Source organism: Streptomyces sp. MCA2 (assembly GCF_023544705.1).
Lineage (GTDB): Bacteria > Actinomycetota > Actinomycetes > Streptomycetales > Streptomycetaceae > Streptomyces > Streptomyces decoyicus.
Genome location: NZ_JAMJFM010000035.1, coordinates 64074 through 78527 on the forward strand (window position 1 = coordinate 64074; position 14454 = coordinate 78527).

At 71.4% G+C, this 14454-nt stretch carries 12 protein-coding genes; 7 read left to right on the plus strand and 5 right to left on the minus strand.

Features of this window, described 5'->3' with window-relative positions; translation table 11 throughout:
• Positions 1-88 precede the first annotated feature (88 nt).
• Positions 89-1222, plus strand: a complete 1134-nt coding sequence (locus M8I34_RS26265) for a mandelate racemase/muconate lactonizing enzyme family protein (RefSeq protein ID WP_250053215.1) — start codon at positions 89-91, stop codon at positions 1220-1222.
• Positions 1223-1391: 169 nt separating this feature from the next.
• Here the strand turns inward: M8I34_RS26265 and M8I34_RS26270 are convergent, their stop codons facing one another.
• Both M8I34_RS26270 and M8I34_RS26275 read right to left on the minus strand, forming a co-directional pair.
• Positions 1392-1853: a hypothetical protein gene (locus M8I34_RS26270; protein ID WP_250053217.1), complete on the minus strand. Its 462-nt coding sequence runs from the start codon at positions 1851-1853 to the stop codon at positions 1392-1394.
• An 84-nt stretch (positions 1854-1937) separates the two neighbouring features.
• Positions 1938-3149, minus strand: coding sequence for a pyridoxal phosphate-dependent aminotransferase (locus tag M8I34_RS26275; protein WP_030981388.1), 1212 nt, complete (start codon positions 3147-3149; stop codon positions 1938-1940).
• Positions 3150-3356: 207 nt separating this feature from the next.
• Between M8I34_RS26275 and M8I34_RS26280 the strand changes: the two genes are divergently transcribed.
• Positions 3357-5342 (plus strand): P-loop NTPase fold protein, encoded by a 1986-nt coding sequence (locus M8I34_RS26280; protein ID WP_250053219.1) that lies wholly within the window; start codon positions 3357-3359, stop codon positions 5340-5342.
• Positions 5343-5361: 19 nt separating this feature from the next.
• On the opposite strand, the gene M8I34_RS26285 is transcribed toward M8I34_RS26280, so the two are convergent.
• Positions 5362-6996 carry an amidohydrolase family protein gene (locus M8I34_RS26285; RefSeq protein WP_250053221.1) on the minus strand — a complete coding sequence of 545 codons (1635 nt, stop codon included), beginning with the start codon at positions 6994-6996 and terminating at the stop codon, positions 5362-5364.
• Between the two features lie 231 nt (positions 6997-7227).
• Positions 7228-8517 carry an amino acid deaminase gene (locus M8I34_RS26290; RefSeq protein WP_250053223.1) on the minus strand — a complete coding sequence of 430 codons (1290 nt, stop codon included), beginning with the start codon at positions 8515-8517 and terminating at the stop codon, positions 7228-7230.
• Positions 8518-8741: 224 nt separating this feature from the next.
• On the opposite strand from M8I34_RS26290, the gene M8I34_RS26295 reads away from it, so the two are divergent.
• From M8I34_RS26295 to M8I34_RS26310, 4 genes are all read left to right on the plus strand, one after another.
• Complete coding sequence (locus M8I34_RS26295) at positions 8742-9854, plus strand: sugar kinase (RefSeq protein WP_374210989.1); 1113 nt, start codon at positions 8742-8744, stop codon at positions 9852-9854.
• A gap of 73 nt (positions 9855-9927) precedes the next feature.
• Complete coding sequence (locus M8I34_RS26300; RefSeq protein WP_250053225.1) at positions 9928-10680, plus strand: IclR family transcriptional regulator; 753 nt, start codon at positions 9928-9930, stop codon at positions 10678-10680.
• Positions 10681-10711: 31 nt separating this feature from the next.
• Positions 10712-11122 carry a RidA family protein gene (locus M8I34_RS26305; protein WP_250053226.1) on the plus strand — a complete coding sequence of 137 codons (411 nt, stop codon included), beginning with the start codon at positions 10712-10714 and terminating at the stop codon, positions 11120-11122.
• A gap of 179 nt (positions 11123-11301) precedes the next feature.
• Positions 11302-12777, plus strand: coding sequence for a GntP family permease (locus M8I34_RS26310; protein ID WP_250053228.1), 1476 nt, complete (start codon positions 11302-11304; stop codon positions 12775-12777).
• A gap of 70 nt (positions 12778-12847) precedes the next feature.
• Here M8I34_RS26310 and M8I34_RS26315 read toward each other — a convergent pair whose 3' ends face one another.
• Positions 12848-13336 (minus strand): ATP-binding protein, encoded by a 489-nt coding sequence (locus M8I34_RS26315; RefSeq protein ID WP_250053230.1) that lies wholly within the window; start codon positions 13334-13336, stop codon positions 12848-12850.
• Between the two features lie 267 nt (positions 13337-13603).
• On the opposite strand from M8I34_RS26315, the gene M8I34_RS26320 reads away from it, so the two are divergent.
• Positions 13604-14452, plus strand: a complete 849-nt coding sequence (locus tag M8I34_RS26320) for a helix-turn-helix transcriptional regulator (RefSeq protein WP_250053232.1) — start codon at positions 13604-13606, stop codon at positions 14450-14452.
• The last annotated feature ends 2 nt before the right edge of the window (positions 14453-14454 follow it).

Below are 14454 nucleotides of genomic sequence, written 5' to 3' on the forward strand. Positions count from 1 at the left end.
CCTGCCGCCACCCCACTCCACTGTTCTCATCCTTGAACGCAGTTCGGACTCTTGACCCTGTGTGGGGTCCCGGTCGAGGCTGAGGGTCATGACCCTCACCACTGATCGCATCGCGACCGTCAGTGTCTCGTTCGTCCGGCTCCCGCTGCCCGAGCCGGTCAGTGACGCCAAGGTGCTCACCGGCCGGCAGAAACCGCTGGTCGAGGTCGCGTTCGTCTTCGCGCGGATCATCACCGAGGCCGGGCTGACGGGGCTGGGCTTCGGCTATGCGAAGCGGGCGGGCGGTCCCGGGCTGTATGCGCACGCCCGCGAGATCGCGCCCGAGCTGATCGGCGAGGACCCCAGCGACATCGGCCGGCTCTGGCAGAAGCTGGTCTGGGCCGGTGCCTCAATGGGGCGCAGCGGGCTGGCCGTTCAGGCCGTCGCCGCCTTCGACATCGCCCTGTGGGACCTCAAGGCGCGGCGCGCCGGCCTGCCGCTCGCCAAGCTCCTCGGCGCCCATCGCACCGCCGTGCCCTGCTACAACACCTCCGGCGGCTTTCTCTCCCTGCCCGTCGAACAGGTCCTGGAGAACGCCGATACGGCGCTGGCGCGGGGCATCGGCGGCATCAAGATCAAGGTGGGGCAGGCCGACGCGGCGGCCGACCTCCGGCGCGTCGAGACGGTACGCGGTCACCTCGGCGACGGCGTCCCGCTGATGGTGGACGCCAATCAGCAGTGGGACCGGGCCACCGCCCAGCGGATCGGGCGGACCCTGGAACAGTTCCAACTGGCCTGGATCGAGGAGCCGTTGGACGCGTACGACGCCGAGGGGCATGCCGCGCTGGCGGCGTCGCTCGACACCCCGGTGGCCACCGGCGAGATGCTCACCGGTGCCGAGGAGCACACCCGGCTGATCGAGGCGGGCGCCGCGGACTTCGTCCAGCCCGACGCGCCGCGGGTCGGCGGGATCACCCCGTTCCTGCGGGTGATGGCGCTCGCGGAGCACAAGGGGCTGAGCCTGGCGCCGCACTTCGCGATGGAGGTCCATCTGCATCTGGCCGCGGCCTACCCGGGGGCCGCCTGGGTCGAGCACTTCGACTGGCTGGAGCCGCTGTTCCAGGAGCGGCTGGAGCTGCGCGACGGCCGGATGTGCGTACCGGACCGGCCGGGCCTGGGCCTCTCGCTGAGTGACCGGGCGATGGCCTGGACCGTGGACCGGTGCGAGGCGTCGGCCGGGTGAAGAGGGTCCGGGCGAATGGGCCGGTGGAGTGACGCCGGGGCCGGGGGCGGAGCCGGGGTGGGGGCGGCCGAGGAGGGCACGGGCCCGTCCTGGGCCCGCGGTTCACGCCGCGGGCCGTCCGTTCGCGGGCTGTCCGTTCACGCCGCGGACCGTCCCTCCCGCCCGCGGCTCACGCCGTGGCGAGGTCCCGGTCCCGCAGCGGCGCGGCATGCGCCTCCATGCGCTCCGCCGTCAGCGCCATCGCCGCGGCATCACCACGGGACGTGGCGACCGCCAGGGCGTTGCCCGCGAGGGTGTGGGCGCGCTGCTGAAGGGCCTCGGTCCGGGACGGGCTGCTGTCGTCGGAGGGCTCGGCGCGCAGCGGGTAGTGGCCGCCGCTCAGCCGCGCGACCTGCTCGGCGATGCGCTCGGCCGCGGCGGCCAGCGCGGCGCCGTCCGGCGCGGCACCCGTGGCGTCGTCCGGTGTGCCGCCGTCCCGGGTGGCCCGTGCGTGCAGCTCGTCGGTGATGGTGAGCAGCGCGGTCAGCTGTCCGGCGAGCCGGATGTCCAGCTCCTCCTCGCGGGAGCGGTGCGGGACCTCCGGGGCGGCGGCCATGGTGTGGACCGACTTGGTGCGGATCGGTTCGTACATGGGACAGCCTCCTGAATGCGTCTAGGAGACCATCCTAGCTTAGACACTGTCTAAAGTTGTGGACCGTATAGAAATTGCTCCGGCTCAGTACTGTCCGTAACCGTCGAGGAAGGAGCCGATGCGGGTGACGGCATCCGTCAGATCGTCCTTGCTGGGCAGCGTGACCAGGCGGAAGTGGTCCGGCTCCGGCCAGTTGAAGCCGGTGCCGTGGACGATCATGATCTTCTCGGCGCGCAGCAGATCGAGCACCATCCGCCGGTCGTCCTTGACCTTGTAGACGTGGGGGTCCAGCCGGGGGAAGGCGTACAGCGCGCCCTTCGGCTTCACGCAGCTGACGCCGGGGATCTGCGTCAGCAGCTCGTACGCCGTGTCGCGCTGCTCCAGCAGCCGGCCGCCGGGCAGCACCAGCTCGTTGATCGACTGACGGCCGCCGAGGGCGGTGGCCACCGCGTGCTGGGCCGGCATATTGGCGCACAGCCGCATGTTGGCGAGGATCGTCAGCCCCTCGATGTACGAGGAGGCGTGCGCCTTCGGGCCGCAGACCGCCATCCAGCCGCTGCGGTAGCCCGCCACCCGGTACGACTTCGACAGCCCGTTGAAGGTCAGGGTCAGCAGGTCGGGGGCGAGCGAGGCGAACGGGGTGTGGGTGACGCCGTCGTAGAGGATCTTGTCGTAGATCTCGTCGGCGCAGACGATGAGGTTGTGCCGGCGGGCGATCTCCGCGATGCCGCGCAGCAGCTCGTCGTCGTATACGGCACCCGTGGGGTTGTTGGGGTTGATGACGACGATGGCCTTGGTGCGGTCGGTGACCTTGCGCTCGATGTCGGCGAGGTCCGGCATCCAGTCGGCCTGCTCGTCGCAGCGGTAGTGCACGGCGGTGCCGCCGGAGAGGGAGACGGACGCCGTCCACAGCGGGTAGTCCGGGGCCGGCACCAGCACCTCGTCGCCGTCGTCCAGCAGCGCCTGCATCGACATCTGGATCAGCTCGGAGACGCCGTTGCCGAGGTAGATGTCGTCGACGGAGAGGTCGATGCCCTTGGTCTGGTAGTGCTGCATCACCGCGCGACGGGCGGAGAGCAGGCCCTTGGCGTCGCCGTAGCCGTGTGCCGTGCCGACGGACCGGAGGATGTCCTCCAGGATCTCGGGCGGGCACTCGAAGCCGAACGCCGCCGGGTTGCCGGTGTTGAGCTTGAGGATGCGGTGACCCGCCGCCTCCAGCCGCATGGCCTCCTCGAGCACCGGGCCACGGATTTCGTAGCAGACGTTGGCGAGCTTCGTTGACTGGATCACCTGCATGTCCGCCACCTTACGGCCGCGTAACGGCACCCGCCCGGTGTTTTTCCCCACGTTGGTCAGCGGACGGTGTGGGGTGTGTCACGCGTAGTGACGCGCTGTGGCCGGTCGTCGCGGCGCCGCTCCCGGGGGCACCGCTGAATCCGCGGCGCCCGGTGATTCCGCGGAGTGCCCGGCGGGCGGGAGCGCGGCTCGGTACGCTCCGGGCACATGTCCACCTCGGCGCCGTTACCCCCGCCCGTCTCCCCCTCCACCGGTACGCCCGCCCCCTCGCCGCGCGGCCCCTTCGTGCTGCTCAACGACGAACCGGTGGCCGAGTCCGGCGCGGATCTGCTCGGCGTCGGCCGGGCCGCCCGCCAGCTGGCCGGACTGCTGGTCGCCTCCCGTGCCTCCACCCCGTTCACGCTCGCCGTCGACGCCGGCTGGGGGATGGGCAAGAGCAGCCTGATGCGGCTGGTCGACGCGGAGCTGGCACACGCCCCCGAGGTGCACACCGTCTGGTACAACGCCTGGACCTCACAGGGCGCCGATGCGCTGGAGGGGCTGATCAAGTCCGTCCTGATGCGGTTCGACCGGCGGGTGCTGCGGCGGGCGCTGCAACGGATCTCCGAGCGGCGTGCGCTGCTGCGGGCCGTCCGGGCGGTGACGACGGTCGCCGCCGGGCCGCTCGGGGCGGCCGGACTGGTCGACGAGCTGTGGAAGACCCTGTCCGTCAACTCCCAGGCCCGCAACGAGATGCGCGGGGCGATCGGCGAACTGGTGCAGGAGTGGTCGCAGACCGATGACTTCCGGCCGCGCCGGCTGCTGGTCGTCTTCATCGACGACCTCGACCGCTGCCCGGAGGAGACGGTGCTCGCGGTCTGTGAGGCGGTGAAGGTCTATCTGGACGTGCCGGGTCTGGAGTTCGTCATCGGGTGCGACCGGTCGGCGCTGGCGCCCAACGGGCTGTTACGCGATCTGTCCCCCGCCGCCTCGGCGTTCATGGAGAAGATCTTCCAGACGAGCTACCGCATTCCGGTGCCGGACCAGCAGGGCGTGCGGGCGTACATCGACTGGTGCGCCCGGACCGTCGGCATCGATCAGCTCCTGGACGAGCGGCTGACCACGATGCTCGCGGAGCGCTCGGCCCGTAACCCCCGCCGCATCAAGCGCCTGGTGAACGGCTTCGTGCTGGAGGCGACGCTCAATCCGATGTGGGACGACTTCGCGCCCGAGGCGGTGGTCAGGACGTTGCTGCTCCAGTACTTCTACCCCGACTTCTACCGGATGGTGGCCGGGGCCGCCGGGTCCGGCGCGGGCGATGTGATCGCCGAGTTCCGTACCTACCGGGAGGTGCGCCGGCTGCTGCGGACACCCGACCCGATCCCCGTGGCGGAGCTGCCGACGGTGACCCGCTTCCTGCGCGAGCACGACCTGCCGGAACAGGACGCGGACGGCCGGGACGCGACACTGAGCCGACTGGAGCGCCAACTGCCCAGCACCTTCCCGGAGATGGTGCGCGACCAGGAGTTCACCTCGCTGATCGACGGCTTGGTGGCGCTGCCCCGGTCCGAGGAGCTGCTGCGGCGCTTGCGCGAGGGGGCCGAGCTCCCGGCCGCGGTGGAGCCGGAGCCCGCCGCCGCGTACGTCCAGTCGCTCCCGGCTCAGGTACAGCCGCCGGCGGGGGCGTACGGGGGGATGCCGTCCGGGGCCTACGGCGGGATGCCGGCGGGAGCGTACGGGGCGATGCCGGCGGGGGCGTACGGCGGGATGCAGCCGGGGGCCTACGGCGCGGTGCCGGCGGGGCGGACGGCGGCACCCGGCGCGGATGTCGCGCCGCTGCGGTACGTGCGCATCCTCTGGGTGGACGACCACCCACGGAACAACGAGTCCCTGGTCAACGCCTTCCGGGCGGCCGGTGCGGTGGTGCGGATCGCCGAGGATTCCGCAGCCGCCGACGCCGCCCTCGCCGTCGAGCGGCCGACGCTGATCGTCTCCGACATCGAGCGGGACGGCAATCCGCGGGAGGGCCTGGAGCACCTCGCACGCCTGCGGCGCGACGGCCGCTACGACGGCCCGTTCGTCTTCTACGCGGGCCGTGTCACCCCGGAACGTTCGGCGGTGGCCGAGGAGCTGGGGGCGCATCTGACGAGCAGTGGGTCCGAGATCGAGCGGCTGGTCCTGCGCGCGGCCGAGGCGGAACGTCCCCTGCCCTGACCCGGGCCGGGGGACACCTCTACCCCCGGCCCGCCGCCGTCCGCCGTACCGCCCGCCCCGCCAGCACATCCGTCCGCCGGCCGTCCGCCATCACGAACCGGCCGTCGATCAGGACGTGCGGAATGCCGGCGGGCAGGGTGCGCGGGGCGTCGAAGGTGGACCCGGCGGCGACCGTTTCGGGGTCGAAGAGGACCAGGTCGGCGCGGTAGCCCTCACGGACGAGACCGCGGTCGGGCAGCCGCAGACGGGCCGCCGGGCGGCCGGTCAGATGGGCGACGCACTCCTCCAGCGACAGCACACCCAGCTCGCGGACGTACCGGCCGAGGTACTGGGGGAAGGTGCCGTACGCGCGCGGATGCGGCTTGTGGCCCTGGAGGATGCCGTCGCTTCCCCCGGTGTGCACCCGGTGGCGCATGATCCGGCGGACGTTGTCCTCGTGGCCGACGTGCTGGAGGATCGTCGAGCCCAGACGGTCCTCGATCAGCAGACGCCGGGCGGTCGTCCACGGCTCCTCGCCGCGCTCCGCCGCACTGCCGGCGAGCGTCTTGCCGACGTAGCCGTCCAGAGCGGGGTCCGCGACGCCGGAGATCTCGATGGTGTCCCATTCGATGGGCACGCCGTGACAGCCGTCCGCGCCCTCCACCTCCATGACCCGGCGGATCCGCTCGGCCGTCGCGTCGTCCCGGAGGCGATCCAGGATCGCCGCCGGGCCGCCCTCGCTCGCCCAGCTCGGCAGCATCGCGACCAGGGTCGTACAGCCGGGGGTGTAGGGGTAGGTGTCGAGAGTGATGTCTGCGCCGGCGTCCAGCGCGCGGTCCAGGAGCGTGAGCAGCTCGGGCGCGCGGCCCTTGTTGACGCCGAAGTTCATGGTGGCGTGCGCCAGATGCAGCGCACAGCCGGCCTCACGGGTGAGGGCCACCATCTCCTCGTACGCCTGGAGGGCGCCCGCCCCGTAGGAGCGGTGGTGCGGGCAGTAGTAGCCGTCGTAGCGGGCCACCACCCGGCACAGTTCGGTCAGTTCCGCGTCGGAGGCGTACATGCCGGGGGTGTAGGTCAGGCCGGAGGACAGCCCCACCGCGCCCTGTTCCAGGCCCTCGGCGACCAGTTGCTTCATCCGCGCCAGCTCGTCGGCGGTGGCGGGACGGTCGTCCCAGCCGAGGGCGAGCATCCGGACGGTGCCCTGCGGGATGAGGTAGGCGGCGTTGACGGCGATGCCGTTGCCGTCGAAGCCGTGGTCGAGGCGGTCGAGGTAGCCGCCGACCGTGCGCCAGCTGAAGTCGACGGAGGTGTCCCCGGGGCCGCCGCCGTTCCAGCCGGTGATCTGGGTCCGGACCTCGGCGAGGGTCCGGTCGTCGGCCGGCGCGTACGACAGGCCGTCCTGGCCGAGGACTTCGAGGGTCACGCCCTGGGCGGCCTTCGCCTCGTGCGCGGGGTCACGCAGCAGCGCGAGGTCGCTGTGCGCGTGCATATCGATGAAGCCGGGGGAGAGGGCCAGTCCCTGGCCGTCCACCACGCGGGCGGCGCCCGGCCGCGGGCCGCCGTCCGTCTCGCGGTGGATCTCGGCGATCCGGCCGTCGGCGAGGGCGACATCGGCGCGGTAGGACGGACCGCCGGACCCGTCGATGACGCGTACGTCGCGGAGCACGGTGTCCATGGCGGGGACTGCCTTTCTCGGTGCCTGGGCCGATGCGCCGCGGCCCTTCGGTGCGGGGCCCCGGAGCCTCGGGGTCTTCGGCGCTGGGCCTTGGGACTTGCGGCCTTCGGTCCTCGGTGCCCCGGGGCGGGGGACCGGCGGCGCGCGCCGCGGGGGATCGGCACGCACCGCCGGGGTCAGGAGGGGGCGGGCAGGTTCCTGCCCCCTGGTCCGGAAGAAGGTGCGGATGGTCTAGAAGAAGGTGCGGATGAAATCGGTGACCGTGCCGTCCCGCTCGACCAGCGGGATCAGCTGCCACTTGTCGAAGGACGTGCACGGGTGCGACAGGCCCAGCCCGACCCAGTCACCGACCTCCAGGTCGCCGGCGCGCTCGGTGGAGACCCAGGCGTGCTGGTCGGACAGGCCGGTGACGGTGACCCCCTTCGCCTCGCGCAGGGTGCCGTCCCGGCCGGACCGTACGACCTGGGCCTCCGGCAGATGGAGGTCGTAGGCGGCGTCGCGCTTGCCCGCGTTGAGGAACGCCTGCTCGGGGGTGGGGCGGGAGACGACCTGCGCCCACAGGCGGAAGGCGGGCTGTAGGGCGCCCTCCTCCGGAACGCGGTTGAAGGGGGTGAGCTTGCGGTACTGGCCGTCGTCGTGCGAGACGTACGCGCCCGAGCGCAGCAGCTTGAGGACCGGCGCGGACAGCTCGGGGATCTCGGCGAAGACATCGGCGACCGCGTCGAACCAGGCGCTGCCGCCGGCGCTGATGACGATCTGGTCGAGGTCGGTGAACCGGCCCGCCTTGTCGAACTGCACGGCCAGCGCGACCAGTCGGCGCAGCCAGGCGGTCACCCGCTCGGGGGTGGCGTCGGGCACCTCGCCCTCGTAGCCGGCGACGCCGACCAGGCGGAGGGTGTCCACCCCCGCGATGGCATCGGCGAGTTCGAGGCATTCGGCCTCGGTGCGCACGCCGGTACGGGCGCCCTCACCGGCGCCGAGCTCGACGACGACATCCACGGGGCGGGTGGCGCCGGCCTCGCGCAGCGCGGTGTCCATCAGCTCGATACCGCGCAGCGAGTCGACGTAGCACATGAAGCGGAAGCCGGGGTCGGCGGCGAGCTCACCGGCGAGCCAGCGCAGCGCGGCCGCGTCCACGACCTCGTTGGCCAGGAAGATCCGCTCGATGCCGTAAGTGCGGTAGACGCGGGCCTGGTGGGGGACGGCGGCGGTGATGCCCCACGCGCCGTGCTCCAGCTGGCGGGCGAAGAGCTGCGGTGCCATGCAGGTCTTGCCGTGCGGGGCGAAGGCCAGGCCGTGCCGGGTGGCGTAGGTCTCCATGAGGGCCAGGTTGTGTGCGACCGACTCGGCGGAGAGGGCGAGGACGGGGGTGGTGAACCCATCGCTGAAGAGGTTGCGGCGCTCGGCGGCCAGCTCGCCGACGGTCCGGCCCTCGGCGTCCGGGGGGAGCGCCTTGAAGCGGTGGTCGACCCGCTCGTCCGCGAGTCCCTCGAGTCCCTGCGCGAGCCGTTCGCCGGCCATGGGGCCTCCTCAAAGATCCTTGTTGCACTCTCTGCAACACTCATTGCGCATATCGCTTACCGCTGTCTAACATCCGAGCCATCGCCCGGTCAATGGTGAGAAGCGCGGCGGGCAACGGCCGGAACGCCGTGCGGCACACGGCCGGAACCCGGATACGGCACACGGCCGGAACCCCTGCGGCACACCTCCCGGGCACGCACCACAGCGAAGGAGCGCAACCGATCGTGACCAGGTCCTCGAACACCGGCGACACCCCCGCCCCGGACGGCTCACCCGTCCCGGACGTCGACGTCGTCTGTCTCGGCGAGTCCATGGTCACCTTCCTGCCGAGCCGGCCCGGACGGCTCGCCGACGTACCGTCCTTCGACCGCGCCATCGGCGGCGCCGAATCCAACGTCGCCTGCACCCTTGCCCGCACCGGCCACACCGCACGCTGGATCTCCCGGGTCGGCACCGACGGCTTCGGCGACCACCTCCTGGCCGCCATCGCCGACTGCGGCGTCGACACCCGCCATGTCCGGCGCGACCCGCGGCGCCCCACCGGCATCTACTTCCGCACCGCGGCGGACCGCGCCACCGACACCCACGAGGTCGCCTACTACCGCGCCGGTTCCGCCGCCTCCGCCATGACGGCGGCGGACCTGGACCCGGCGGCGATCCGCTCCGGCCGGATCCTGCACCTGTCCGGCATCACGGCGGCGCTGTCCGCGGACTGCCTCGGCCTGATGCGCGAGCTGACCGCCCGCCGCCCGGGGCGTCCGCTCCTCTCGTTCGACGTCAACTACCGCCCGGGCCTGTGGCGCGAACCGGCGCAGGCACGGGCCCTGCTCGAACTGGCCCGCGGCGCGGACCTCGTCTTCGTGGGCGACGACGAGGCCCGGGACGCCTGGGGCCTGCACGGGGCACGGGCCATCGCCGAAGCACTGCCGGAACCGGACATCCTGGTCGTCAAACAGGGCAAGGCCGGCGCCACCGTGTTCCAGCGCACCACCGGGACGGACCGCCGCCGCGACGCCGCCGCGTCCACCGCCACCTTCGTCCCCTCCCTGAACGTCGACCTCGTGGCGGCCACCGGAGCCGGCGACGCCTTCGCCGCCGGATTCCTCTCCGCCACCCTGCGCGGCCTCCCCGTCCGCACCCGCATCCGCCACGGCCACCTGTGGGCGGCCGCCGCCCTCACCGTCCCCGGCGATCTCGCCACCCCGCCGGGCCGCGCGCACGCCGACCGCCTGGCGGACCTCGACGACGAGGCCTGGGGGAGACTGCACCTCGGCCCCGGCTGGACCGCAGCCGACACATCCGGCCGCAGGGCCGACGAGGAGGTACGTACGCGGTGAACGAGCGAAGCGAGCCAACTATTGAGAGGTGCGCCCCTGGCGACGACAGGGCCGGGCGAAGCGGGGCACGAACATGAGCCAGACCGTCGACCGCGCGCTGAGCATCCTGCCGCTGCTCGCCGAGGGCCCCGCCGACCTGGGACAGGTCGCCGACCGGCTCGGCGTCCACAAGTCCACGGCCCTGCGACTGCTGCGCACCCTCCACGAACACGGCCTCGTCTACCGCCAGTCCGACCAGCGCTACCGCCTCGGCGCCCGGCTCTTCGCCCTCGCCCAGCAGGCCGTCGAGAACCTCGACGTCCGCGAGATCGCCCACCCCCACCTCGTCGCCCTCAACGAGAAGTGCGGACACACCGTCCACCTCGCGGTCCACGAGGAGAACGAGGTCCTCTACATCGACAAGGTCGAGAGCCGCTACCCGGTCCGGATGTACTCCCGGATCGGCAAGCCCGTCGCGATCACCGTCGCCGCGGTCGCCAAGCTGCTCCTCGCCGACCTGCCCGAACCCGAGCGCCGCGCCCTCGCGGAGAAGCTCGACTACCCCCTCTACACGTCCCGTTCGACCCCGCACGCCACGGCGTTCCTCGCCGAACTGGCCAAGGTCCGCGAACAGGGCTGGGCCACCGACCTGGGTGGCCACGAGGAGTCCATCAACTGCGTCGCGGCCCCCATCCGCGGCGCGGACGGGCGCCTGGTCGCCGCCATGTCGGTCTCCGCGCCGAATGTCGTCGTCACCGCCGACGAACTCCTCACACTGCTCCCGCTGGTACGCCGCACCGCCGACACCATCAGCCGGGAGTACTCCGGAACCGCAATCCCCCAGTAACCACTGGCCCCGTACAGGAAGCCTGAACACCATGACCGAGAAGATCGCGCTCACCCCGGCCACCCACACCACCCCGCCCGCGAAGTTCTCCCACGGCGTCAAGAAGGGCAACCTCCTTCAGGTCGCCGGCCAGGTCGGCTTCCTCCCCGCCGCCGAGGGCCAGGCCCCCACCCCGGCCGGCCCCACCCTGCGCGAGCAGACCCTCCAGACGTTCGCCAACGTCAAAGCCATCCTCGAAGAGGGCGGCGCGAGCTGGGACGACGTCATGATGATGCGCGTCTACCTCACCGACGTGGATCACTTCGCCGAGATGAACGAGATCTACAACGCCTACTTCGAGGAGCAGGGCCTCAAGGAGGCACCCTCCGCCCGCACGACCGTCTACGTCGGTCTGCCCAAGGGCCTGCTCATCGAGATCGACGCCCTCGCGGTCCTGAGCTGAGGCACCAGAACCCTTGCCCCGCCTGCCGTTAGCGCTATCCCGAGCGCACTGTTCGCCGCACGGCACGGCGCCCCGTACCGACGGGGCGCCGTGCCGCGGACCCCCCTGCCTGGAGATGCCTTCCAGGGGACACCCCGGACCTCCCGGGAACCGCCCCTGCCTGACAACGGAGTCACCCCATGTTCCTCGCCGCCACGCCCGCCACCCCCGCGCCACCACCCCACACCGGTGGACTGCTCGCCCTGATACCGGGCACCGCGGGACTTCTGACGGTCGCCGCCCTGGGCATCGCCCTGCTCCTCGTCCTGATCATCAAGGTCCGGCTACAGCCGTTCGTCGCGCTGCTGACGGTCTCCATCGCGGTGGGCCTGGCCGCCGGGCTCTCCGTCACCGAACTCTTCGGCACGGTCCAGAAATCCGACGCCGTCTCGATGATCGAGACCGGAATGGGCGGCATCCTCGGACACGTCGCCATCATCATCGGCCTGGGCACCATGCTCGGCGCGATCCTCGAAGTCTCCGGCGGCGCCGAGGTGTTGAGCTCCCGGCTGCTCCGCCTCTTCGGCGAGAAGCGCGAACCGCTCGCCATGGGCCTGACCGGCCTGATCTTCGGCATCCCCGTCTTCTTCGACGTCGGCATCTTCGTCCTCGCACCGATCGTCTACGCGGCGGCGAAGCGCAGCGGCAAGTCGATCCTCCTCTACTGCATGCCGCTCCTCGCGGGCCTGTCCATGACCCACGCCTTCCTGCCGCCGCACCCCGGCCCGGTCGCCGCCGCCGGTCTGTTCAAGGTCGACCTCGGCTGGATCATCCTCATGGGCATCCTCTGCGGCATCCCCGCGGTGCTCGCCGCCTGGGGCTACGCGGCCTGGATCGGCAGGCGCCTCTTCGTCCCCGTCCCGCAGGACATGGTCGAGGCGGCGGACGAAGCCAAGGCCGCGGTCACCGCGGAGAAGGCCGCGGCCGGCGGCCGGCCCGACGAGGCGCCGGTCCCCCTGGGCACCGTCCTCACCATCATCGGCACCCCGCTGCTCCTCATTCTCCTGGCGACCTTCTCCTCCATCGCCATGGCCCCCTCGACCGGCCGCTCGGTGATCGAGTTCTTCGGCCACCCCTTCGTCGCCCTGACGATCGCCCTGCTGATGTCGTACTACCTGCTGGGCATCCGCCGCGGCTGGTCCCGCAAGTCCCTGGAGACCGTCTCCACCGCCTCGCTCAAGCCGGTCGGCAACATCATCCTGGTCGTCGGCGCCGGCGGTATCTTCGGCGCCGTCCTCAAGGGCAGCGGCGTGGCCACCGCCCTCTCCGACACCTTCCACAACGTCGGCCTCCCCATCATCGTCCTCGCCTACCTCCTCTCCCTCGTCCTGCGCGTAGCCCAGGGCTCGGCCACGGTCGCCATCGTCACCACGGCCGGCATCGTCGTCCCCCTCGTCGAGGGCCAGGGCATGTCACAGGCCCATCTGGCACTGATCATCATGGCGATCTCGGCGGGGTCGATCTTCGCTTCGCATGTGAACGATGGGGGGTTCTGGATGGTGAGCAAGTACTTCGGGATCACGGAGCGGGACACGCTCAAGTCCTGGACGGTGCTGGAGTCGGTGCTGTCGGTGGCAGGGTTCGCGGTGGCGGCGCTGGTGAGCCTGGCCGTGTAGATGCTGGTGGCGACTTCCCGCCTCCGTACGTACGCCAATGGGGCGCCCGGCATCGGGCGCCCCCTCGGCGTCAGGCCGCGCGCCCGTACGCCCGAGCCCCTGCGCGCGGCAGTACGGCCCACATCCGAGTCCCGTCGCCGGACTCCTGAGACGCCCCGAACCCCCACTCGCCATCGCAGGTCTCCATCACGCAGGCCAGCAGCAAGAGGAGGGACCGCCGCCTGCCGTCGCAGGCCGCCGCGAGACGGCGGTGGGTATGGCGCGGGTGCCCGTCGTAAAGGCTGACGCGCAGCGCGTCGTCGCGATAGCGCAGCGACAGGTAGACGCTGTCGGACGGTGTGAACAGGCAGGCAGAGGCGCTGAGTTCGCCGATCACCTGGATCGCGGCGGCGGTCACGTCGTGCAGGGCGTGCGCTTCCAGGATCGTACGGGCGGCACAGCGCGCGACGGCCGGACTGGCGAGCGCGGCGGGAAGAGTGAGGCTGTAGGCCAGGTTTTCCGGCACGCGAGGGGTGCGGGTGTCGAGGGGGTGCGGGCAGACGGTCACGGCTGCGGGCATGGCAACTCCCTGTTGCAGAGGGTTGGTTGATGGCACGGCAGTCAGTGGCCTGTCTCCCTGGCGCGGGCCCGCCTCTCCCAGGGCAGGAGGACGCGGGCAGGCTCGCGCGATGCGCTTCCGACTGCGTGGAGCGTAAGCGTTGCGTTACTGACTGTAGGGTAGTGAGGGTTAAATTTGCCACTCCGTCGGGAGTTTTCTGACCTTTGGTAGTTCCTCTAGCCAGTCGCACGGCAGACTTCTCAACATCCCGAAGTCGGAAGGAACTTCATGGCGCAGAGGACAACGCCGACCGAACGCCAGCAGCGCCTGGGCGCCGAACTCCGGAAGCTGCGGACAACGGCAGGCATGTCCGCCGAGTACGCCGCCGGCCTGTTGGGTGTCGACCGGAGCAGGCTCTCCAATATGGAGGCGGGCCTACGCCCCATCAACCCGGAGCGACTGCGCACTCTGGCCTGCAACTGTGACTGCCGCGATGAGAAGTATGTCGATGCGCTGGCGGCCATGACCCAGGCCAGCCGGGGCTGGTGGGAGAAGTACCGCGGGAGCCTCCCTGCCGGCCTGCTGGACATCGCCGAGTTCGAGTGGCACGCCGTACGCATGCGCACCGCGCACACGGTGCACATCCCGGGCCTGTTGCAGACCAGCGACCACGCCACCACGATCTTCCGCGTGGGCGTCCCTCCCATGCCGGAGCACGAGATTGCGCTGCGGGTTGCCCACCGGATGGAACGCCGGCAAGTGCTGGACGGCGATGACCCGTGCGAATACATCGGCATCATTCATGAGGCCGCCCTGCGGATGCAGTTCGGGGGCCGGGCGATTGCCCTCGCCCAGTTGAAGCACCTCCTCGCCATGTCCGAGTGCGACCACGTGACCTTGCGCGTCATCCCCTTTGAAGCAGGGGAGTTTCCAGGCGCCGGGCAGACCGTGATCTATGCGGAAGGCGCGGTGCCGCAACTGGATGCCGTGCAGGTGGACAGCACGCACGGGCCGGAGTTCCTGCATCTGGAGGCGCAGTTGACCCGGTACCGGTCCCAGATGGACGGCATGGAACGGGTTAGCCTCTCTCCCGAACGTTCGCGCGACTTCATCCAGAGCATCGTGCGCCAACTGTGAGG